Below are 19,993 nucleotides of genomic sequence, written 5' to 3' on the forward strand. Positions count from 1 at the left end.
CCGGTTCGCCCCTGCCAGCGGCGCAAACAACAACGATTCACAACTCTTAACGAGCGCACGTCGAGCAATGCCGTGACCATCCTGTGACCTGATGGATGGATATGCACGATGAGCACAGTGATAAATAACCCGGCCTACAACTACAAGGTCGTCCGCCAATTCGTCATCGCGACCGTGTTCTGGGGCGTGGTGGGGATGGCAATGGGGGTGTGGATCGCCTCGCAACTGGTGTGGCCCGAGATGAACCTCGACCTGCCCTGGACCACCTTCGGCCGCCTGCGACCGCTGCACACCAGCCTGGTGATCTTCGGCTTCGCCGGCAGCGCCCAGTTCGCCGCCAGTTACTACGCCGTGCAGCGCACCTGCCAGGTGCGCCTGTACTCCGACACCCTCGCCGCCTTCACCTTCTGGGGCTGGCAATCGGTGATCGTGATCATGCTGGTCACCCTGCCGCTGGGCTACACCACCACCAAGGAATACGCCGAGATCGAGTTCTCCGGCGCGGTGTGGATGGCGGTGGTCTGGGTCGCCTACGCCATCGTGTTTTTCACCACCGTGGTGCAACGCAAGACCAGGCACATCTACGTCGGCAACTGGTTCTTCGGCGCGTTCATCGTGGTGATCGCCATGCTGCACGTGGTCAATCACCTGTCGATCCCGGTGGACTGGTTCAAGTCCTACCCGGTGTATTCCGGCGCCACCGACGCCATGGTCCAGTGGTGGTACGGCCACAACGCCGTGGGCTTTTTCCTCACCACCGGCTTTCTCGGCATGATGTATTACTTCGTGCCCAAGCAAGTCGGCCGGCCGGTCTACTCCTATCGCCTGTCCATCGTGCACTTCTGGGCGCTGATCACCCTGTACATCTGGGCCGGGCCGCACCACCTGCACTACACCGCCCTGCCCGACTGGGCGCAGTCGCTGGGCATGGCGATGTCGCTGATCCTCCTGGCCCCCAGCTGGGGCGGCATGATCAACGGCATGATGACCCTCTCGGGCGCCTGGCATAAGTTGCGCAGCGACCCGATCCTGCGCTTCCTGGTGCTGTCCCTGGCGTTCTACGGCATGTCGACCTTCGAAGGGCCGATGATGGCGATCAAGACCGTCAACGCCCTCTCCCACTACACCGACTGGACCATCGGCCACGTGCACGCCGGTGCCCTGGGCTGGGTGGCGATGATCACCTTCGGCGCCACCTACCACATGGTGCCCAAAGTCTTCGGGCGCGAGCAGATGCACAGCACCCCGCTGATCAACCTGCACTTCTGGCTCGCGACCATCGGCACCGTGCTGTACATCGCCTCGATGTGGGTCAACGGCATCACCCAGGGCCTGATGTGGCGCGCGATCAACGACGACGGCACGCTGACCTACTCCTTCGTCGAAGCCTTGCAGGCCAGCCACCCCGGCTTTGTGGTGCGCTTCGCCGGTGGCGTGTTCTTCCTCAGCGGCATGCTGCTGATGGCCTACAACGTCTGGCGCACCGTGCGGGTGGCGGACGTGCGCCTGGCCGAACGTGAAGCGCAGATTGCCTGAAGAAAGGAGCTTGAGATGCCCGAAATCTTGTTGGGGGTTCTGTTCGTTGCAAGCCTGTGGCTAACGGTCGAGTGCTGCCTGAAACGGGAAACGAAGCAGAGCCTGGAGGAGGCCAGTCTGATCCCCTTCGCCGATGACCCGGAAGTCGCCCAGCGCGTGGAACGGGCCACCGGCAAGGTCGTCAAGGCGGTGGCGCCTGAAGAGGCCAAAGTCGGTTGGATGAACCTGGAGATGTGAAGCAAAGACTTCCGGGGATGAAGGAAATACTTGGAAACAATGGGGAAGCGCAGTTATTCGGTGGATTTCGACGAGCTCACATAGCCTGAAAGAGGATTCCACCCGGCCCAAAACATTGCCGGCAAAGGTCAGCAGTTCGCAATAGTTCAGTTTTCAATCAGCGCCAACACACCACGGGAACTCATAATATGAAACAACAAATCCTGATCATCGGGGCCGGCTTCGGCGGAATGTGGAGCGCACTCAGTGCCGTGCGCCTGCTGGATCAACACAAGCGCCTTGACATCAGTGTGACTCTGCTTGCCCCCCAAGCGGAACTGCGCGTGCGCCCACGTTTTTATGAAACCGACCTGGCCAGCACCGTCGCCCCGCTCAGCCCGTTGTTCGATGCTGTTGGCGTGCGCTTTGTGCAAGGAAGCGCCACGCAGATTGACGCCGACGGCCAGCGCGTCAGCTATCGCGATGCCTCGGGTGGCGATGCCGAGCTGTACTTTGATCGCCTGATCCTGGCCTCCGGCAGCCAAGTGGCCCGTCCGCCGCTGGAGGGCATCGAGCGCTTCACCTTTGATGTTGATAGCCTGGAGTCAGCGCAGCGATTGGAAGCGCATCTGCAACAATTGGCTCAGCAACCGGAAAGCGCTGCCCGCAATACAGTGGTCGTAGTCGGCGGTGGCTTTACCGGTATTGAAACCGCCACCGAAATGCCGGCCCGCCTGCGTGCCATCCTGGGCGAGCAGGCCGATTTCCGTGTGATTGTGGTGGATATGGCCAAGCAGATTGGCGGGTCAATGGGCGAAGCAATCGCCAAGGTCGTCGCTGACGCAAGCACCAGTCTGGGCGTTGACTGGCGCCTCGGGAGCCCAGTTGCCAAGGTCGATGAACACGGTGTGCATCTCGCCAACGGCGAACGAATTGCCTCCAGCACGGTGATCTTTGCCGTGGGCGTAAAAGCGTCACCGCTGACCCGGCAAATCGATGGCGAACGCGACGCGCAGGGACGCCTGCATGTTGACCGCAACCTCAAGGTGCTCGGCCAGGACGCCATCTACGCCACCGGCGACACTGCCTACGCTGCCGTGGACGACCAGGGTAACCACGCCCTGATGACCTGCCAGCACGCGATCGCCCTGGGCCGCTCCGCCGGCAACAACGCAGCCGCGGATCTGCTTGGTGTCGAACCGATTGCCTATAGCCAGCCCAAGTACGTCACCTGCCTGGACCTGGGCGGCTGGGGTGCGGTGTACACCGAGGGCTGGGAGCGTAAAGTGGTGCTGACCGGCCAGGAAGGCAAGGAGCTGAAAGTCCAAATCAACACCCAGTGGATTTACCCTCCGGCAGCGGATCGGGAAATCGCACTTCAAGCGGCCGACCCGCTGATTCCCGTCGTGGCTTGAGCCTCCAACTCAACACGTTAGCCAGATGATTTGAAATGCGCCTTGCAACTGCAACTGCGCGATTGAAAATAGAACTGGATTGGCGTTCATGCGTCAATCCAGTTTTTTATGCCCACATTACTCACCTCACATGGGGCCTTTTAGCGGGCCCGTGCTGAGCGCTGTTGTTCTAATTGGCGCTTTCGAAGGCCTTCCTGAAAAGTGAGAATCAGACGAGTGTGGGATCTTTCGTGAAGGTCACCTTCATCTCACGCACCAGGTTGATAAAAGCTCGAAGACCGGCTGGCACATGGCGGTTTGCGGGGTGAAAGACACATAGTCCCGGATAAGCCGGCGTCCAGTCCTCCAACGTACGTATAAGGCGCCCAGCGTCCAAATGTTCGGCAATTGAAGATTCGTTTACACAAATGATGCCGATCCCCTTGAGCGCTGCATCCACAATCAAGTGCTGGCTGTCGAGAGTCAGCGTGCCATCGACATCGATAACCTGCTGCTGGCCCCGTTTTACGAACTCCCACCGGTAGAGTGCCCCACTGGCAAATCGAGTGCGGATGCAGTTGTGCCTCCTTAAGTCTTCCGGCGTTTGAGGTGCCGGGTGCTGGGCAAAATAGGCGGATGAGCCAACTACGGCGAAACGCAACGGTGGGCTACAGGAAACTGCAACCATATCAAGCGGCACGCTTTCGCCCATTCGAATGCCGGCGTCGAAGCCTTCGGCCACGATGTCCACCAATGCTGTACTGGTGACGATTTCCAGACGCATGTCGGGGTAGCGCCGAAGGAACTCGGCAACCACCGACGCCATGATCATTTGAACTGCACCCTCGGAAGCATTGATGCGCAGATTGCCACTCGGCGTCTCACGAAACTGATTTACGGCCTCCATTGCACTGGAGATGTCTGCCAGCGCCGGCTGGACCCGGGCTAGAAACTGTTCCCCGGCCTCTGACAATGAAACACTGCGAGTTGTGCGATTGAACAACCGTACGCCCATTCGTTGTTCGAGCATTGCAATGGCGTGGCTCATTGCCGAGGGGGAGAGGCCAAGCTCGACAGCGGCTCGACGAAAACTCCGATGATGAGCCAAGGCGACTACGGCGTTGAGATCCTGCAATCCGGCTTTTCGCATTGTGCTATTTCTTGCATTAGTTCATCCCATACTAGCCCGATTGTTTGCGCCAGTGCGTGAAATTATGGTGCAGGTGTAACGCCTCGACGAAGCCGTACGGTTTCGTTGCATGGGGCGAACATCAAACCCATCGGGAGTAATCTCATGACTTCAACCGTCCTCATAACTGGCGCTTCTAGCGGTTTTGGGCGTGCCACCGCTGAGCTGTTCGCAGCTCAAGGCTGGAACGTCATTGCCAGCATGCGCAACATCGCCAACGGTGATGAACTGGCATCTTTATCCAATGTGATCGTCACCCGTCTTGATGTGCAGGACACGGTCAGTGTCGAGGAGACGATCAACGCCGGAATGGCCCGATTCGGCCAGATAGATGTCTTGATCAATAACGCCGGATTTGGTTTGTTCGGCGTGTTCGAGGGCACTTCGAATGCGAAAATTCGAGAACAATTTGACGTGAATCTGTTTGGTGCGATGGAGGTCACCCGGCAGGTCCTGCCGCATATGCGCCAGCGTAAGTCCGGTGTGGTCATTAACGTCAGCTCCGGAGCTGGAGTGTTCGGACTTCCGATGCTCTCGATCTACACTTCCAGCAAATTTGCCTTGGAAGGCTTTTCAGAGTCGTTGTCTTATGAGCTGGCGTCTCAAGGAATCGTAGTGAAAATTGTTGAACCTGGTGGAGTAATCAGCACGGGGTTCGGGGCTCGTTCAGCGAGTGAGGTGGCTCAAGTGTGCGCGCCTGCTGACTACAACGCTTTCATCAGCCACACGGCAGAGGTATTTGAAGGCTTGCGCGAACAGAGCCAGTCAACCTCCGAAGACGTGGCACGAGTCATTTTCGATGCGGCGAACGATGGCACTGGCCGTTTGCGTTATTTAGCGACCCACGATATCGAATCAATGGTGCGGGCGCGCCGTGAAACCGAAGAAGAATCTTACATGGCCATGATGCGCGAGCGATTTGGTCCGTGTGCTTGCAACGGTGACGGCTTCAACCGTTAAAGTGAGTGGCTAGACGCCGAGAGTTTGCGACAGCTTGCGCAACAACCCATCAAGTTGCGCGACTTCCTCGGCAGTCAACCCAGCCAAAATCCGGCGCTGGGTTGCGACGTGTTGCACGATCGCTTCATCGATTCGCTGCAAACCTTCCGGTGTCAAACACACGATGGCTTTGCGAGCATCGCCCGGATCAGGGGTTCGACTGACCAGTCCCGCTTTTTCCAACTGGTCGATCCTGTTGGTCATCGTGCCGGAAGTGATCATCATCGAGGCAAGCAAATCCCCCGGAGACAACGCGTAAGGCGGGCCTGAGCGGCGCAACGCAGATAACACATCGAACCCGGCCATGTTCAAGCCGAATGAGGCAAAGGTCTCTTCCACGACGGTATGAATACGTTTGGTCGCCCGTGAAAGGCGACCAATCGTCCCCATGGTGGTCACGTCCAAATCGGGACGAGCCACACGCCATTGCTCAATTAATTTGTCTACTTGATCCATTGGTCGATACTACTGCGTATTTGTCTTGACATCAAGATACATCACCCCCTACATTTTATCTCGACGTCGAGATAATGCTGGCGCGATCTCTTGAGGCAGCCGGGCATTCCATCCACCTTTGCTACTGACGAGAGGTTATTCCAGATGCAAGAGATTTTTTCCCGTATTCGCTTGGGCGCCTATGCACTGCCGAACCGCCTGGTGATGGCACCCATGACCCGCAGTCGCGCCACTGCCGACGGTGTGCCAACTGAACTGATGGCTGAGTACTATGCCCAGCGCGCCAGCATGGGGTTGATCGTGACTGAAGCCACGCAGCCATCCGACATAGGGCAAGGCACTGTCGCCACTCCCGGTATCTACACGGATGCACACATTCAAGGCTGGCGCAGGGTCACATCCGCCGTCCATGAAAAAGGTGGGCATCTCTTTATCCAGATCATGCATTCGGGTCGCATGTCGCATCCCGACAACGTGCCGGGCCACCTGCAAGCATTGGCGCCATCCGCCATCGCAACCCAGGAGCAGATTCATACAGTAGAAGGCATGAAAGACATGCCCGTGCCGCGCGCCATGACGCTGGAAGACGTTCAACAGACAATTGCCGATTTTCGTCACGCTGCCCGTTGTGCCATTGAGGCGGGGGCGGATGGTGTGGAAATTCACGCGGCAAACGGCTACCTGGTCCAGCAGTTCTTTGCACCCAACGCCAATACACGTACTGACGCCTATGGCGGCTCCATCGAGAACCGTGCGCGCTTTGCCCTCGAAGTGGCGAAGGCCGTGGTTGATGAAATCGGTGCTGACCGCACCGGTATCCGCATATCGCCCGGGGCCACATTGGGTGGTTTGGATGAAGGACCGGAAGGTCCGGCCCTGTACCGTTATCTGACTGCAGAACTGAACAGACTCGGGCTCGCCTACCTGGATGTAATGGACTGGGGTAATTCTGCATTACTGGCCGATCTACGCACGCTTTGGCATCAGACGTTGATCCTTAATCGTCCTGGCCGGCTGCGTGAGCAAGTCGGTGCCGATGTTGCGGCGGGCCTTGCGGATATGGAAGCTTATGGCGGGCACGTGCTGGCCAACCCGGACTTCGTCAATCGCCTGCAAATGGGGGCTCCGATGAATACTGCGGATAGCGCAACTTTCTTCGGCGGCGGCTCGCAGGGTTACACCGACTACCCTACGCTGGCTTCACACGATGTTTGGTAAGCGATCCTGTTATTGAGGTCCAAACCCTGTTTGATGGAGATTGATATGTCTGCATATAAAAAAGCCGTTGTCTTCGGTGGTAGTGGCTTGATCGGCGCCAAGGTGGTAACCCGGCTGAAGGAGGCTGGTTTGGAGGTTATCGCAGCGTCACGGCGTACCCATGTGGACACCACAACAGGTCAAGGCCTGATGGAGGCACTCCAAGGCGCTGATGTCGTGGTGGACGTGTCTGACGTGCCCACCTTTGATCCAGAGACATTGAAGACATTCTTCCGCGCCTCCGCAGAGCATATTTATGCGGCGGAGCTGGCCGCAGGCGTCAAGCATCACGTTACCCTGTCCATCGTCGGTGTAGACGGTGTCAGGGGTAATCCTTATTTCGATGCCAAACTGGGCCAGGAAGAATTGGCAAGGGCCTCAGGGGTTCCTTTCACAATCGCCAGGGCGACTCAGTTTTTCGAATTCCTGCCGACCATAGCCGCCGGATTCACTAAAGGCGAAACGACTGGATTACCCGATGCGCTGTTTCGTCCCATCGCCGCTGACGACGTAGCGACTGCGCTGGCCGCCATTGCATTGGCACCGCCCAGGAACAGCGCTGTCTCCATTGCAGGCCTTGAGTCCGCATCCTTTGAGCACTGGTTCAAGCGTTTTTTCGATCTGACACAGGACCCACGGCAGGCGGAAACGGACCAGGCAGCCACTTATTTTGGTGCTCGACTGCAGCCGTGCTCAATCGTTCCCGCCGCTCCCGATTACATCGGTGCCATGTGTCTGGAGCATTGGGTCACGTCGCCATCCGCACGATCAGCCCTGAGCGGTGATCGATACGCTCACGCCACGTCGGAAATCAGCAAACAGATTCAGTGATGTTTCCCTCCCCTATCGCCCTGTCATCAGTTTACTGATGACAGGGCTTCCCCGAACATCATCTGATGATCTCGTTCCCTCTTCCCAACGGCAGTGATTGACCGGGCGAACAGACTTTGAGTCCTTGGGAATACCGCAGCACTCAGGCTTCGTACTGTTTGCCACCGGGGTCAGTAACAACGATTCACAACTCTTAACGAGCGCGCGTCGAACAATGCCGTGACCATCCAGTGACTTGATCCCTTCCCCAATGATTTCGAGATCTATGCATCCAGCATGGGATCGCTGCAGCCGGGTCGTTTTCACATTCACAGCCGTTGGAAACTGGAGAACATCATGTCCGACACATTCCGCCCCATCGGTCGACGCGCTTTCGTGGTTGGTGCCATGGCCGCTACCGCCGCTACCGCCCTGCCCGTCTTCGCCGCCGACAAGACTGTTGCCTCAGCCCGGGAAAAGTACGCAGATCCCAAGGACCCGGCGCTGCCCAAGTCGTCGATGAAACTCGACATCTCCCGTGCGGCGCTGGTGGTCATCGACCCGCAAATCGATTTCATGAGTGACAAGGGCAAAGCCTGGGGCGTTGTCGGCGAGAGCGTGACCGAACAAAATCTGGTGCCGAACCTGCTGCGTTTGTTCAAGGCGGCGAAGACCGCGGATATCACCGTGGCCATCTCGCCGCACTATTACTACCCGCATGATCACAAGTGGAAGGTTCAGGGCCCTGCCGAGCAGTTCCAGCACGACATCAAGATTTTCGATCGCCCCAGCGCCTTGAGCCTGGAAGGCTTCGTCGGTTCAGGCAGTGATTTCATGCCCGAATTCAAACCCTACATCGAAGACAACAAGACCATCGTTTGCTCGCCGCACAAACTGTACGGGCCGCAGGTCAACGACCTGACCTTGCAGCTGCGTAAACAGCTGGTGTCCCAAGTGATCCTAGTGGGCATGCTGGCCAACCTGTGCGTCGAATCACACCTGCGCGATCTCCTCGAACAAGGCTTCGAAGTCGCCGTGGTCAGGGACGCCGTGGCCGGACCGAAACTTCCGGAAGGCGACGGCTACGCGTCGGCGCTGGTCAACTACCGTTTCATGGCCAACGCCTTGTGGACGACCGAAGAGACCGTCGCCATGCTGGGGGGAAAAGCCTGAGCAAGACCGGGTCATGATTCGATGCATGCACCGAAGGTTTGAAGACTCTGGCTGGCGGTATGAGGCAGTTGCAGGAGCAATTGCCGTGCGCTGCGCAAATCCACCGAATCGAAGCCGCTGCTGAATCGTCTGTAAACAGCACCGAGTATGTCGCCCGCTTCGACATTTCGGCCTTGTGCTGTGTACATCCGCGCCAACGTTATGGCTGAGCGTAGCTCCCAACCCAGAGCCGACTGACGGCGCGCGCAATCCAGCGACCGCTGAAGGATCAACTCGGCGCGCTCAAGATCCGGTGGCGCTCGCGTCGCCTGGATCTGTGCCGCAATGCGCAAGACTTCCGGAGTATCGAAGGTCTCCCCGCTACTTTCGACCACGCATTGAGCCTGATCGATCATGTCCTGGGCCTTGTCGAACTCACCCTTCAACGCCAGCCCTTCGGCCAGCCCCTTCATGAACATCGTGCTGAGGATTTGATGATTTTCCTCGGCCAGAACATCCAGACAATCCTTCAGCAGTGTCACCCCGGTATCCAACTTACCCTGACGCATCAACAGGATACCCCTGAGCCCCATTGCCACGGCCTGATCGGGTTTGAGCGCATTCTTTTTGGCGTTGAGCGTCAGGTTATCGATGGTCTGCCCAGCGGTCGTCCAGTCTCCGACCCACAGAAATACGGTCGATACGTAGATGAGCGAAATGCACAGGGTCACCGGATGCCTCAGGTTTCGCGCAACCTCCAACGCCTGATGGGCAATGGACACCGCCCGATCAGGTTCGCCCCGCAACCACAGAGTCCGGGCCAAAGACACCAATGCCCTGACCCGATGGTCGTAACCGAAGTAAATGGCATCGCCATCCGGTTGCGCCGTCACCATGGCCAACCCGGCCGTACACCAGCGCTCAGCCGGCGCCTGCTGGCCGACCAGGTGACAGGATACGCCAAGCATCCATTGCGCCATGGCGATGCCGGCAGCATCGGACAGTCGCGTGCTGACTTCCATGTTCTTGTGAGCGACTTTCAGAGCGCCTCTGAAGTCCCCTGCCCGCGTCAGAAAAATGTTCAATCCCGCCAGCAGACGCAATTGGCCCGGGGCATCTCCGAGCCTCTCCGCCAGCTCTATCCCGCGGATCAACGCCTTGTGAACCGCAGGCGTGTTGCCGTGGGTAAACATCAGGGAAATGGCCAGCGCTTCTTGCAGGACCCGCTCATGGGAGTGACTGCGCGAGCTGTCCAACGCAGCCAATGCCTGCTCGCTCCAGCGTTGGCACTCATCCAGCAGCGACAGGCCGAGAAACAACGGGACGCATACCACCGCAAGCCGCACACCGATCGCCAGATCACCTTCCTCGGAAAAAGCCCATTCCAGCGCTGCTCGCAAACCGCCCAGATGTTCAAGGTGACGATGGGTGTGTTCGTGGTCCAGGAAGGACACCGAATTGACGCCCGATTGCTCCAACAGCACGATCTGAAACAACGCGTGACGCTGCAAGATCGCGTCGGCCTCACCGCTCACCCGCAGTTTTTCAAGGGCGTAGACCCGTGTGGTATCCAGCAAGCGATAACTCATCGTTCGCCCGTTGCATTCCGCCGATATCAGCGATTTGGCGACCAGTCTTCCAATCGTATCGATGACCTGCAGTTCATCCTCTCCGGGTTCCAGTACCATTTTCAGGGCGGTGCCGAGCGCAAAACCACCGCGCAGCACCGACAGCCTGCGCATCACTGAAGCCTCTTTCTCGGACAGCAGGTTGTAACTCCAGTCGAGCAAGGCAAAGAGCGTCTGATGCCGCGGCAGCGCAGTGCGCCGGCCGCTCCAGAACAGTCTGAAGCGATTGTTCAGGAGTTCGGCCGTGCCGCGGATGCCGTAGGCATCGACCCGCCCGGCGCCCAACTCGATGGCCAGGGCAACACCATCGAGTTGGCGGCAGATGTGGGCCACCACGGGGGCATCGCAGTCATTGAGGATAAATTCATTGCCGCTGCTGGAAGCGCGTTCGACAAACAACTGCACCGCAGCAAACGAGAGTGCGCTCGCCGCTGACAAGTTGCCCTGCTCGGGCGGACATGCCAGCGGGCCAAGGCGATAGGCGAATTCGCCTTCCACCAGCAGGGGCTCACGGCTGGTGGCCAGGATATGCACCTCAGAGGTGCCAAGAAACAGTTTCTCGGCCAGGGCCGCCGTGGCGTCGATCAAGTGCTCGCAGTTGTCGAGCACCAGCAGCAGACGCCTGCTCTGCAACAACATGACCAGTTCACGGCCAATATCGTTGCCGTTGCCCAGCACGCCGAAGGCCGACGCCAGCGTGCCTTCCAGCAGCGCGGGATCGGTCACCGAGCCGAGATCGAAAAAATGCAGATCACCGTCCAAATGCACCGACAGGCTGTGCGCCACCGCGACGGCGACCGTGGTTTTACCCATTCCTCCCGGACCGATGATCGTGACCAAACGGTGTTTCTTCAAATGATCGGCGAGTGAGAGAACGGTGTCCTCTCGCCCCACCATGCGAATGAGGCGAGGCGGTAGCTGATCGGTCGTCCATTGCGCTGTGGGCCTGATTTCACCATAGATCGCAGAGCCCGCTGGGCAGACGGTTGCGACGAAGCTGTAGCCACGCCCCGGAACATTGACCACGTAGCGTGAATCGCCCCCCTCGCAGGCCAGTTTTCTGCGCAACGCCGAAATGTGCACCCGCAGGCTGCTCTCCTCGACGATGACGTCCTGCCAGACCCTTTTGATCAGTTCGGCATTGCTGACCACCTTGCCAACATTGGAGGCCAACACCATCAAGATATCGAGGGCACGGCTACCGATCTCCACCGGCACACCGTTTTTCAATAGCAACCGCTGGGCAGGCAACAGCCTAAAACATCCAAAAACAATTTCGCTTGAAGAAGAACGCTGAGCATCCTCAGAAACCGAAAACTGAATGGGCATGATTCGAATACCTGCTCAGGGTCGCTGGAAGTGGCGGAACCATTGATAGTCGGATTGACCGAGTAAAGACTCTAGCAAATCTGCCCAGACACGCGACTTGGACTGCCGAGCGTTACGCTTTGGAGGAATCCGTCAGGCCCGCCCCAGCTTCCACCTGGGCATTCACTGACGGCGGTTCCACACGGCAGGCCGTGGAAACTGTCAGCCGATCTTTTTTTGGCAAGGGCCGGTTGACGAATAATAGATGACCAGTTAGTTTATTAAAACGTTCTCACCACTGGATGTCTTTACCATGGCTCGCCCGGTCAACCTTGAAGTCAGATCCCGTTTGCTGTCGATTGGCCGTCAGGTCGTGCACGACCGCGGCTACAACGGCTGTGGCGTACAGGACATCACGGCGGCGGCCGAGATTCCCAAGGGCTCGTTCTACAACTACTTCGCCAGCAAGGAAGACTTCGCGGCCGAGATCCTCGAGGACTACTGGACCTCGATCGAGACCCGCCACGGGCCGATCTTCTACGACGCGCGGGTCAAGCCACTGGAACGCATCGGCCAGTTCTTCCAGGCGCTGGTGCAGGAGCACGGCGAGCATGAATACAGCCTGGGCTGCCTGATCGGCAACCTGTCGCTGGAAATGTCCAACGGCAGCGAGCACACCCGCAAACGCCTGACCGATGTTCTGGCCCGCTGGGAAGGTTTGCTCGCCAGTTGCCTGCGTGAAGCGCAGCAACGCCGCGAACTGCCCGAAACAGCCAATGCCGAAGAGCTGGCCAGCGTCATCGTCGAAGGCTGGGAAGGCGCTGTCATGCGCGGCAAGGTCCTGCGCGACGGTGCGCCGTTGCAACGTTTCGTATCGATCGTTTTGCCACGGCTGCTGGAGTGAGTTTTTTTGCCCCATTAATAAGCCGACTGGTCATTTATGTTAAGCGCCACCCCCGTCATAAACCCGAGAGGTAAACCGCAATGAGCACGTCCGAAAACCTGTACACAGACCCCGCTGAACCCGCACTGCCAGGCAGTGGTTTCAAACTCGACCTGAGCAAGGCCGCCCTGGTGGTCATCGATCCCCAGAACGACTTCCTCAGCCCGACTGGCGCCAGTTGGGCAGTGTTCGGTGAGAGCATTGTCGAGAACAATACCGTCGAGAACCTGGAGAAACTGTTCAAGGCCTTCAAGGCAAGCAAACTGCCGGTTGCCGTGTCGCCGCACTATTACTACCCGCACGACCATGACTGGCATTTCGGCGGTCCGCTGGAAAAGGTCATGCACAGCATCTGCATGTTCGATCGCAAAGGGCCGAACACCCTGGAGGATTTCGAAGGGTCCGGCGCCGACTTCCTCGAGATCTACAAACCGTACATTCTCGATGGCCAGACCATCATCGCCTCGCCGCACAAGGTCTACGGCCCGGAAACCAACGACCTGGCGCTGCAACTGCGCAAGAAAGGCGTGACCCAGATCATCCTCGCCGGCATGGCGGCCAACCTGTGCGTGGAATCGCACTTGCGTGAGCTGCTGGAGCAGGGCTTCGAGATCGTGGTCGTGCGTGATGCCACCGCCGGCCCGCGCCTGCCGGACGGCGATGGTTACCTGGCGGCGATCATCAACTACCGCTTCCTCGCCCATGGCCTGTGGACCACCGAAGAAACCGTCGCGCAACTGCAACAGGCACGTTAAGCCTGTCACGCTGATCCGTCCCAGGGAGGCCGGGCATTGCGCCCGGTCTCCCGAAGGACCGCCCCTCGGAGAGCCCCGATGAAAATCCCGGCGCGCTATGAGCATTTCGTATTCGGCGTCGTGCAATCCGGCCTGACCTGCTCGGTCGCAGCCGCCATCGCCACCACGCCTCACGCGTTCGACATCGCCTTTGCGGGTCGCTGGCTGAGTGCCTGGGCGCTGTCCTGGGTGTTGATGTTGCCGGTGGTGTTGCTCGCGGCGCCCGTGATCCGAGGCGTGGTACGGCGCATGACCGTCACGGACGAGTGACCGCCGTGCACGGCAGGACCATGCGCATCCACCGCCTTTCAAGTGACGCCGCGCCCTCTTGCAGAGCACGTCACACCCGCCGGGAATTCCCCGCCTCCCCCCTCTACCCTTCGAGCCTGCAGAGCCCCCGACAATACAGAATGCTTGCAATTGGCCACTCAGTGACCGATGGGTTTTAACCGTGAACGTCCTGCTCGCAAATGTCGATATCAGACACAACGGCGGCGCGCTCGGAAAACTGGGTTGTCCGACAAGCCGGATAAGGTAGCGCTGCTTTTTGCAACGAATCACCACATCGCCAGGATGGATTTACCAGGAACAGCAGCGTCCGGAGGTCGCCGCATCTACCCAGGGCATAAGCCTGCCCCCATCAATACGTCTAAATGCCGTTCACCAGAGAAAAACAATAATGATCAGCCCGAGCTCCAAGGATTCGAGTGGCCAATTGGCGCAGGGCTTCAAGCCTCGCCACGTCACCATGTTGTCTATCGCAGGGATTATCGGCGCCGGCCTGTTCGTGGGTTCAGGGCATGCGATCGCGGCGGCGGGACCGGCGGTGTTGCTGGCCTATCTGGCCTCGGGCCTGCTGGTCGTCCTGGTCATGCGCATGCTGGGTGAAATGGCGGTGGCCAACCCGGACACCGGCTCGTTCTCCACCTATGCCGATCAGGCCATTGGCCGTTGGGCGGGTTTCACCATCGGTTGGCTCTACTGGTGGTTCTGGGTGCTGGTCATCCCGATCGAGGCGCTGGCCGCCGGACACGTATTGAACCAGTGGTTTGCACAGGTCGAAGCCTGGCAGTTCGCCCTCGCGTCAATCATTGCGCTGGTCGTGACCAACCTGTTCAGCGTGTCCAAATACGGCGAATTCGAATTCTGGTTCGCCATGGCCAAAGTGGTGGCGATCATCGGTTTCATCGGCGTGGGATTCGCGGTGTTGACGGGTTGGGTTCCCGACCGGCAAGTCAGCGGATTGAGCGGCCTGATGGCCGAGCACGGCGGATTCGCACCCAATGGCCTGTCAGCGGTCGTGGGCGCCTTCATCACCATCATGTTCAGTTTTATCGGCACCGAAGCGGTGACCATCGCCGCCGCTGAGTCCAGCCACCCGGCACAGAATATTGCCAAGGCCACGCGCTCGGTGATCTGGCGCATCGGGGTGTTCTATCTGCTGTCGATCTTCGTGGTGATCTCCGTGGTGCCCTGGAACGATCCCTTGTTGGCCGAAACAGGCTCCTACCAGCGCGCGCTGGAAATCATGAACATTCCCCATGCCAAATTCATGGTCGACGTGGTGGTGTTGATTGCCGTGGCCAGTTGCATGAACTCCTCGATCTACATCGCGTCGCGCATGCTGTTTTCACTGGCGCGCCGTGGCGACGCGCCCCGACCGCTGAAGGCGACCTCGGCCGGCGGCGTGCCACGGGCGGCAGTGCTCGCCAGTACCGTGCTGGGTGCGGCTATCACGGTGTGGAGCTACTTCATGCCCGCCGGGTTGTTCGAATTCCTGCTCGCCAGTTCCGGTGCGATTGCCTTGCTGGTGTACCTCGCGATTGCGGTTTCGCAGCTGCGCATGCGTCGGATGCTGCGTCGGCAAAACGTCGAGTTGACCTTTCGCATGTGGTTGTTTCCCTGGCTGACGTGGCTGGTGATCCTGTTCATCTGCGCGGCCCTGACGGTCATGATGATCTCCCCGCAACACCGTACCGAAGTCAGCACGACCATTGGTCTGGCCCTGGCGATCTCGTTCATCGGCCTGGTCACCTCGCGTCAGGCTGCCCAGCCGGCCAGAGCGACATCAGCGGGATGACACACATGCCATCGAGCCGCCCCGCACTCAACGGGAAATCCACCCAATCGATTGGTTTCCTGCTACTGGACCAATTCACTCTGATCTCCCTGGCATCGGCGGTGGAGCCCTTGCGCATGGCCAATCAGTTGTCGGGGCAGGAGCTCTACCGCTGGCATACGTTCAGCCCGGGTGGCGAACCGGTCTGGGCCAGTGACGGCGTGCCGATCACCCCCGACGCAGCGTGGGACGATCCCTGGCAGGCCGACACGGTGATTGTGTGTGGCGGGGTGGGCATCCAGAACGTGGTCACGCCCGAGCACCTGACCTGGCTCAAAGCCCTGGCGCGGCAGTCCCGGCGGCTGGGAGGCATCTGTACCGGCAGTTGGGCGCTGGCCAGAGCCGGTTTGCTCGATGGCTACGAATGCAGTGTGCACTGGGAATTCCTGGCAGCCATGCAGGAGGCTTTCCCGCGAGTGGCCATGAGCGCGAGCCTGTTTACCCTCGACCGCAACCGCTTCACCAGTTCCGGCGGCACGGCGCCCATGGACATGATGCTGCACCTGATCGGTCGCGATCATGGCCGCGAGTTGTCTGCGGCCATTTCGGAGATGTTCGTCTACGAGCGCATTCGCAACGAACAGGATCACCAGCGCGTTCCACTCAAGCATGTGCTCGGCACTCATCAGCCGAAACTGCAGGAAATCGTCGCGTTGATGGAGGCCAATCTCGAGGAACCGATCGACCTGGATCACCTCGCGCAATACGTAGACCTGTCACGTCGACAACTGGAGCGTTCGTTTCAGAAATACCTGCACTGCACACCGTCACGTTACTACCTGCGGCTACGCCTTGTTCGAGCGCGCCAGTTGCTCAAGCAAACCTCAATGTCGATCGTCGAGCTGACGGCTGCCTGCGGTTTTGTATCCACGCCGCACTTCTCCAAATGCTATCGCGAGTACTTCGGTGTGCCGCCGAGCGACGAGCGCTGTGGTGCGGGAACCGGCCGCAAACCCGCCGTGCCCGCAATCGCTCAACCGCGATGGGTCCAACCGGTCACCGCGTTCGACCAGGCACGCAGCGAATCGACCTTTGCCAGCGTCCCGGTCAGCGCACCGTCCACGGCCTAGATCGACGCCTCACGCCGATACCGCCCAGGCGACTGCCCGTGAACACGCCGGAACGCGACGCCGAAGGCCGCGTCGGACAGATAGCCCAGCGAAGCCGCGATGGACGAGACGCTTTCGCCGCCCTTCTGCAAGCGTGCTGCCGCCACACGCATGCGCCAGCGGGCGCTGTATTCGACGGGGGCTTGCCCGACCTGCGCCTTGAACCTTGCGGCGAAACTCGAGCGCGACATGCAGGCAAGTTCCGCCAGTTCGCCCAGCCTCCAGTTCTTTTCCGGCTGGCGATGTATCGCCCCCAACACCGGCGCGATGGCCGGATCGCGAAGCCCTGCGAGCCAGTTCAAGTCATCCATGGACGCCGTGGAAATGTGATATCGCAAGGCGTGGACAAAGATCATTCGCAGCAGATCGTTGCACACCGAATAGGCGCCCACCTGTGCCGACTGCCACTCTCGATCGAGTTCATCCAGCAGCCAGGCGAATGACGAAGCGCCCGCGCCACTCGCCGGAATGATGAAGGCCGGCGGCAACAGATCGATCAGCTCGACAGCCCCCGGACGCTCGACCGACACACTGCCCCCCAGCAACTCCACATCCTCCCCTGCCCCCATCTTCGCCGACGCGCCTTCCTGGGAAAACACCACGGCCGCATCGACGGGCTCGACCTCCGGTGAACTGGCCAGGACAAAGGGCGTGCGCGACACCACGAAGCAATCACCCGCACGCAGAAGCTGAGCCGGCGCGCCCTCGGTGAGCAGCCAGCACTCACCGCGCCGCACCACATTGAATTTCAACTCGATGGGACGAAACCGCAGGGCCCACACGCCCCCGGCTTGCAGGCGCACCGAGCACGCCGTGCGCAGGCCGGTCATCGCGAGCACATCAGACAAGGGATCGGAGGTTGCGCTTTGGATGATCACGATAAAAACCCGGATGTTATGACCTGTTTTGTCCGGCGATAGTAACCAAGAATAGTCAGCCTCGATAGCAGGAGGACACACACATGCCAACGCCACAACAGCCTATCCGCTCGCCCTTTCACGCTGCCAGCACCGCCGCCGATGTCATGGCTGGCGTGGACCTGAGCGGTCGCATCGCCATCGTCACCGGCGGCCACTCCGGCATCGGCCTGGTCACCGCCAGACGCCTGGCCGAGGCCGGCGCGAACGTCATCGTACCCGCCAGGGATCCGCACAGAGCCCGCGAGGCGTTGGCAGATGTCGGGCAGGTCGAAGTGCAGGCCATGGACCTCATGCAACCCGACTCCATCCAGGCCTTTGCGCGACGCATCGTGGCCCAGGGCAACCCGATATCCCTGCTGATCAACTGCGCCGGGATCATGGCCGCGCCCTTGCTGCGCGACGCCCAGAGCCACGAAAGCCAGTTCGCCACCAATCACCTGGGGCACTACCGCCTGACCTGTGGCCTGTGGCCCGCGCTTGTCGCAGGAAAGGGCCGCGTGATTGCCGTGTCATCGCGTGGGCATCAGATCGCCGGGATCGATTTCCAGGACATCGATTTTCAGCAACGCCCCTACGACAAATGGCTCGCCTACGGTCAGTCGAAAACCGCCAATGCGCTGTTCGCCCTGGCGCTGGATCGACGCGGCAGTCCACACGGCATACGCGCTTTTTCCCTGCACCCGGGACAGATCCTGACGGACCTGGCGCGTCACCTGAGCACCGAGGAAATCGCCGCGTTCGACATTTATGATCAACAGGGCAAGCCAAGGGTCGAGCCCGAATCGGGTCTCAAGACCCTGGAGCAAGGCGCGGCAACGGGTCTGTGGTGCGCCACCAGCAAGGACCTGGACAACCAAGGCGGTGTGTACTGCGAAGACTGCAACATCGCGCCGATCAATGACGCGGCACTGGGGCGCAAGGGCGTGGCGCACTGGGCGGCCGACCCGGAACTCGCCGAGCGCCTTTGGGCGTTGTCCCGGCAATGGACAGGCATGGACGTCGCCTGAGCGCTGGAGGCCGTCCGGGCAAACGCCGGACTGCTTATCCGTTGCTGCTCATCCAGCACATCCGGATCGAATCGCGCCGGCCAGGGCCGGTGTCGGACAGCTCGGCCCTCGACGGCATTGGCGCAAACACCGAAAACAGGGTCATGGCACGGCCTGTGCTCTCCCGGATGGCGTGCGATTGCGATCGCACCGACAGCCCTTCAGGAGATCCCTCATGTCTGCCATTGAACACACCACCGATATCGACCTGGTCGCCTATGTCGACCAGGCCCGGGCTGATGCCCTTCACGCCTTTGACACCCTGCGGGCGAACGGCACGCTGTCGGCGAGCCTGACGTTCCACATTTCCCATCGCATCCCCGGCACCGACCGCTTGCTGGGAATTCGTTTTCCCGGTGGCCTGGCACGGGACCAGACGCCGAAGATCAGCCTGTCGGCGTTCGCCGATCACCCTGACTCGCTGATCAATGAAGCGCGCCTGCAAGCCGACACCGTGATCCATGTGCACACCGCCTGGCTGTCGGCCTGGTCACTGGCGCACAAGCCGTTCCCGATCCTCTATGTGGCGGCGGCCCGGCACCTGCTCGCACGGGAAATCCCCAACCATCTGGAGCGCACCCGCAGCGCCCTCGAGGTGATTCGCGAGCGCCTGGACCAGCACCCTGAACTGGCGCCGCCTCCGGCGTTGCTGGAATCCAACGGCGGCGCCAACTTCTGGGGCCAGGGGATTCTGAAGACTTCGGAGATCATCCTCTTTGTCGAGGAGGCCGCGCGTTACCAGGCGATTGCCGAACAGTTGGGGGGGGCGCAGGTTTACACCCCCGGCGCGCTCGAACTGCAATGGAAGCGTACCGGTTTGCTGGAGCGGTCCAAAGCCTATACCGGTTGAGCCCCCTCTCCGTCACGCCCGGGTGCTGCTCCAGCAGCACCCTCCCAGCAGGTGCGTCCAGGCCAGCAGTCCGCTCGCTGTAAACTCGCCAAGCGCTCCCCCCGGCAATAAGTTTTTCTACATATTTTTCAACAAGTTACATTTTACTACCGCGCTTTTTCATTTTAGGTACGGTTGTTGCGATACCCCCATCAAACGGGCTGATACACAGACCCGATATTAGCCTTGCGAGAGTCTTCGACCTCTCTTCCGAAGCAGTAATGGGGA

Annotated in this window: 18 protein-coding genes; 14 read left to right on the top strand and 4 right to left on the bottom strand. The window is 59.9% G+C overall.

Annotation, left to right across the window (positions count from 1 at the left end):
* Positions 1-108 precede the first annotated feature (108 nt).
* The 3 genes from ccoN to ACM6IM_RS07515 all read left to right on the top strand — a co-directional run bounded on the left by ccoN (position 109) and on the right by ACM6IM_RS07515 (position 3,167).
* Entirely contained in the window at positions 109-1,536 is a 1,428-nt protein-coding gene (ccoN, locus tag ACM6IM_RS07505) for a cytochrome-c oxidase, cbb3-type subunit I (protein WP_414864693.1), read from the top strand.
* Between the two features lie 15 nt (positions 1,537-1,551).
* A complete protein-coding gene (locus ACM6IM_RS07510) occupies positions 1,552-1,773 on the top strand; it encodes a cbb3-type cytochrome c oxidase subunit 3 (protein ID WP_414864694.1) in 222 nt (73 codons plus the stop codon).
* Positions 1,774-1,961: 188 nt separating this feature from the next.
* Positions 1,962-3,167, top strand: coding sequence for an NAD(P)/FAD-dependent oxidoreductase (locus ACM6IM_RS07515; RefSeq protein WP_192308858.1), 1,206 nt, complete (start codon positions 1,962-1,964; stop codon positions 3,165-3,167).
* 208 nt (positions 3,168-3,375) lie between these two features.
* Here the strand turns inward: ACM6IM_RS07515 and ACM6IM_RS07520 are convergent, their stop codons facing one another.
* Positions 3,376-4,296 (bottom strand): LysR family transcriptional regulator, encoded by a 921-nt coding sequence (locus ACM6IM_RS07520; RefSeq protein ID WP_414864695.1) that lies wholly within the window; start codon positions 4,294-4,296, stop codon positions 3,376-3,378.
* A 144-nt stretch (positions 4,297-4,440) separates the two neighbouring features.
* Here ACM6IM_RS07520 and ACM6IM_RS07525 point away from each other — a divergent pair, with 144 nt between their 5' ends.
* Positions 4,441-5,295 (top strand): SDR family oxidoreductase, encoded by an 855-nt coding sequence (locus tag ACM6IM_RS07525; RefSeq protein ID WP_414864696.1) that lies wholly within the window; start codon positions 4,441-4,443, stop codon positions 5,293-5,295.
* Between the two features lie 9 nt (positions 5,296-5,304).
* Here ACM6IM_RS07525 and ACM6IM_RS07530 read toward each other — a convergent pair whose 3' ends face one another.
* Positions 5,305-5,790, bottom strand: a complete 486-nt coding sequence (locus ACM6IM_RS07530; RefSeq protein WP_414864697.1) for a MarR family winged helix-turn-helix transcriptional regulator — start codon at positions 5,788-5,790, stop codon at positions 5,305-5,307.
* A gap of 144 nt (positions 5,791-5,934) precedes the next feature.
* On the opposite strand from ACM6IM_RS07530, the gene ACM6IM_RS07535 reads away from it, so the two are divergent.
* From ACM6IM_RS07535 to ACM6IM_RS07545, 3 genes are all read left to right on the top strand, one after another.
* Complete coding sequence (locus tag ACM6IM_RS07535) at positions 5,935-7,008, top strand: alkene reductase (RefSeq protein WP_414864698.1); 1,074 nt, start codon at positions 5,935-5,937, stop codon at positions 7,006-7,008.
* A 45-nt stretch (positions 7,009-7,053) separates the two neighbouring features.
* Positions 7,054-7,878: an SDR family oxidoreductase gene (locus ACM6IM_RS07540; RefSeq protein ID WP_201195923.1), complete on the top strand. Its 825-nt coding sequence runs from the start codon at positions 7,054-7,056 to the stop codon at positions 7,876-7,878.
* 498 nt (positions 7,879-8,376) lie between these two features.
* Entirely contained in the window at positions 8,377-9,030 is a 654-nt protein-coding gene (locus ACM6IM_RS07545) for a cysteine hydrolase (RefSeq protein WP_225607214.1), read from the top strand.
* 11 nt (positions 9,031-9,041) lie between these two features.
* Here ACM6IM_RS07545 and ACM6IM_RS07550 read toward each other — a convergent pair whose 3' ends face one another.
* The gene (locus tag ACM6IM_RS07550) at positions 9,042-11,966 is read right to left on the bottom strand and encodes a winged helix-turn-helix domain-containing protein (RefSeq protein ID WP_414864699.1); all 2,925 of its coding nucleotides are present in this window, start codon (positions 11,964-11,966) and stop codon (positions 9,042-9,044) included.
* A 292-nt stretch (positions 11,967-12,258) separates the two neighbouring features.
* On the opposite strand from ACM6IM_RS07550, the gene ACM6IM_RS07555 reads away from it, so the two are divergent.
* The 5 genes from ACM6IM_RS07555 (at position 12,259) to ACM6IM_RS07575 (ending at position 16,871) form a co-directional block, all read left to right on the top strand.
* Positions 12,259-12,849: a TetR family transcriptional regulator C-terminal domain-containing protein gene (locus ACM6IM_RS07555; protein WP_414864700.1), complete on the top strand. Its 591-nt coding sequence runs from the start codon at positions 12,259-12,261 to the stop codon at positions 12,847-12,849.
* A gap of 80 nt (positions 12,850-12,929) precedes the next feature.
* Entirely contained in the window at positions 12,930-13,643 is a 714-nt protein-coding gene (locus ACM6IM_RS07560; RefSeq protein ID WP_414864701.1) for a cysteine hydrolase family protein, read from the top strand.
* A gap of 78 nt (positions 13,644-13,721) precedes the next feature.
* Positions 13,722-13,952, top strand: coding sequence for a DUF2798 domain-containing protein (locus ACM6IM_RS07565; protein WP_414864702.1), 231 nt, complete (start codon positions 13,722-13,724; stop codon positions 13,950-13,952).
* 409 nt (positions 13,953-14,361) lie between these two features.
* Positions 14,362-15,762, top strand: a complete 1,401-nt coding sequence (locus ACM6IM_RS07570) for an amino acid permease (RefSeq protein ID WP_414864703.1) — start codon at positions 14,362-14,364, stop codon at positions 15,760-15,762.
* Between the two features lie 5 nt (positions 15,763-15,767).
* Positions 15,768-16,871, top strand: a complete 1,104-nt coding sequence (locus tag ACM6IM_RS07575; RefSeq protein ID WP_414864704.1) for a GlxA family transcriptional regulator — start codon at positions 15,768-15,770, stop codon at positions 16,869-16,871.
* On the opposite strand, the gene ACM6IM_RS07580 is transcribed toward ACM6IM_RS07575, so the two are convergent.
* Positions 16,868-17,788 (bottom strand): AraC family transcriptional regulator, encoded by a 921-nt coding sequence (locus tag ACM6IM_RS07580; RefSeq protein WP_414864705.1) that lies wholly within the window; start codon positions 17,786-17,788, stop codon positions 16,868-16,870. The genes ACM6IM_RS07575 and ACM6IM_RS07580 overlap by 4 nt on opposite strands.
* A gap of 83 nt (positions 17,789-17,871) precedes the next feature.
* On the opposite strand from ACM6IM_RS07580, the gene ACM6IM_RS07585 reads away from it, so the two are divergent.
* Together ACM6IM_RS07585 and ACM6IM_RS07590 are read left to right on the top strand one after the other, a co-directional pair.
* Positions 17,872-18,837 carry an oxidoreductase gene (locus tag ACM6IM_RS07585; RefSeq protein WP_414864706.1) on the top strand — a complete coding sequence of 322 codons (966 nt, stop codon included), beginning with the start codon at positions 17,872-17,874 and terminating at the stop codon, positions 18,835-18,837.
* A gap of 214 nt (positions 18,838-19,051) precedes the next feature.
* Positions 19,052-19,726 carry a class II aldolase/adducin family protein gene (locus ACM6IM_RS07590; RefSeq protein ID WP_414864707.1) on the top strand — a complete coding sequence of 225 codons (675 nt, stop codon included), beginning with the start codon at positions 19,052-19,054 and terminating at the stop codon, positions 19,724-19,726.
* Positions 19,727-19,993: the final 267 nt, after the last annotated feature.

The sequence above is a fragment of the Pseudomonas sp. IT-P12 genome, assembly GCF_949767465.1.
Classification (GTDB): domain Bacteria; phylum Pseudomonadota; class Gammaproteobacteria; order Pseudomonadales; family Pseudomonadaceae; genus Aquipseudomonas.

Bases quoted from the DNA above. Each gene is read 5' to 3' on its own strand.
- ACM6IM_RS07545 (WP_225607214.1), top strand. From the start codon at position 8,377: ATGAAACTCGACATCTCCCGTGCGGCGCTGGTGGTCATCGACCCGCAA.
- ACM6IM_RS07550 (WP_414864699.1), bottom strand. From the start codon at position 11,966: ATGCCCATTCAGTTTTCGGTTTCTGAGGATGCTCAGCGTTCTTCTTCA.
- ACM6IM_RS07510 (WP_414864694.1), top strand. From the start codon at position 1,552: ATGCCCGAAATCTTGTTGGGGGTTCTGTTCGTTGCAAGCCTGTGGCTA.
- ACM6IM_RS07585 (WP_414864706.1), top strand. From the start codon at position 17,872: ATGCCAACGCCACAACAGCCTATCCGCTCGCCCTTTCACGCTGCCAGC.
- ccoN (WP_414864693.1), top strand. From the start codon at position 109: ATGAGCACAGTGATAAATAACCCGGCCTACAACTACAAGGTCGTCCGC.
- ACM6IM_RS07525 (WP_414864696.1), top strand. From the start codon at position 4,441: ATGACTTCAACCGTCCTCATAACTGGCGCTTCTAGCGGTTTTGGGCGT.
- ACM6IM_RS07530 (WP_414864697.1), bottom strand. From the start codon at position 5,790: ATGGATCAAGTAGACAAATTAATTGAGCAATGGCGTGTGGCTCGTCCC.
- ACM6IM_RS07535 (WP_414864698.1), top strand. From the start codon at position 5,935: ATGCAAGAGATTTTTTCCCGTATTCGCTTGGGCGCCTATGCACTGCCG.
- ACM6IM_RS07520 (WP_414864695.1), bottom strand. From the start codon at position 4,296: ATGCGAAAAGCCGGATTGCAGGATCTCAACGCCGTAGTCGCCTTGGCT.
- ACM6IM_RS07590 (WP_414864707.1), top strand. From the start codon at position 19,052: ATGTCTGCCATTGAACACACCACCGATATCGACCTGGTCGCCTATGTC.
- ACM6IM_RS07560 (WP_414864701.1), top strand. From the start codon at position 12,930: ATGAGCACGTCCGAAAACCTGTACACAGACCCCGCTGAACCCGCACTG.
- ACM6IM_RS07575 (WP_414864704.1), top strand. From the start codon at position 15,768: ATGCCATCGAGCCGCCCCGCACTCAACGGGAAATCCACCCAATCGATT.
- ACM6IM_RS07515 (WP_192308858.1), top strand. From the start codon at position 1,962: ATGAAACAACAAATCCTGATCATCGGGGCCGGCTTCGGCGGAATGTGG.
- ACM6IM_RS07570 (WP_414864703.1), top strand. From the start codon at position 14,362: ATGATCAGCCCGAGCTCCAAGGATTCGAGTGGCCAATTGGCGCAGGGC.
- ACM6IM_RS07555 (WP_414864700.1), top strand. From the start codon at position 12,259: ATGGCTCGCCCGGTCAACCTTGAAGTCAGATCCCGTTTGCTGTCGATT.
- ACM6IM_RS07540 (WP_201195923.1), top strand. From the start codon at position 7,054: ATGTCTGCATATAAAAAAGCCGTTGTCTTCGGTGGTAGTGGCTTGATC.
- ACM6IM_RS07565 (WP_414864702.1), top strand. From the start codon at position 13,722: ATGAAAATCCCGGCGCGCTATGAGCATTTCGTATTCGGCGTCGTGCAA.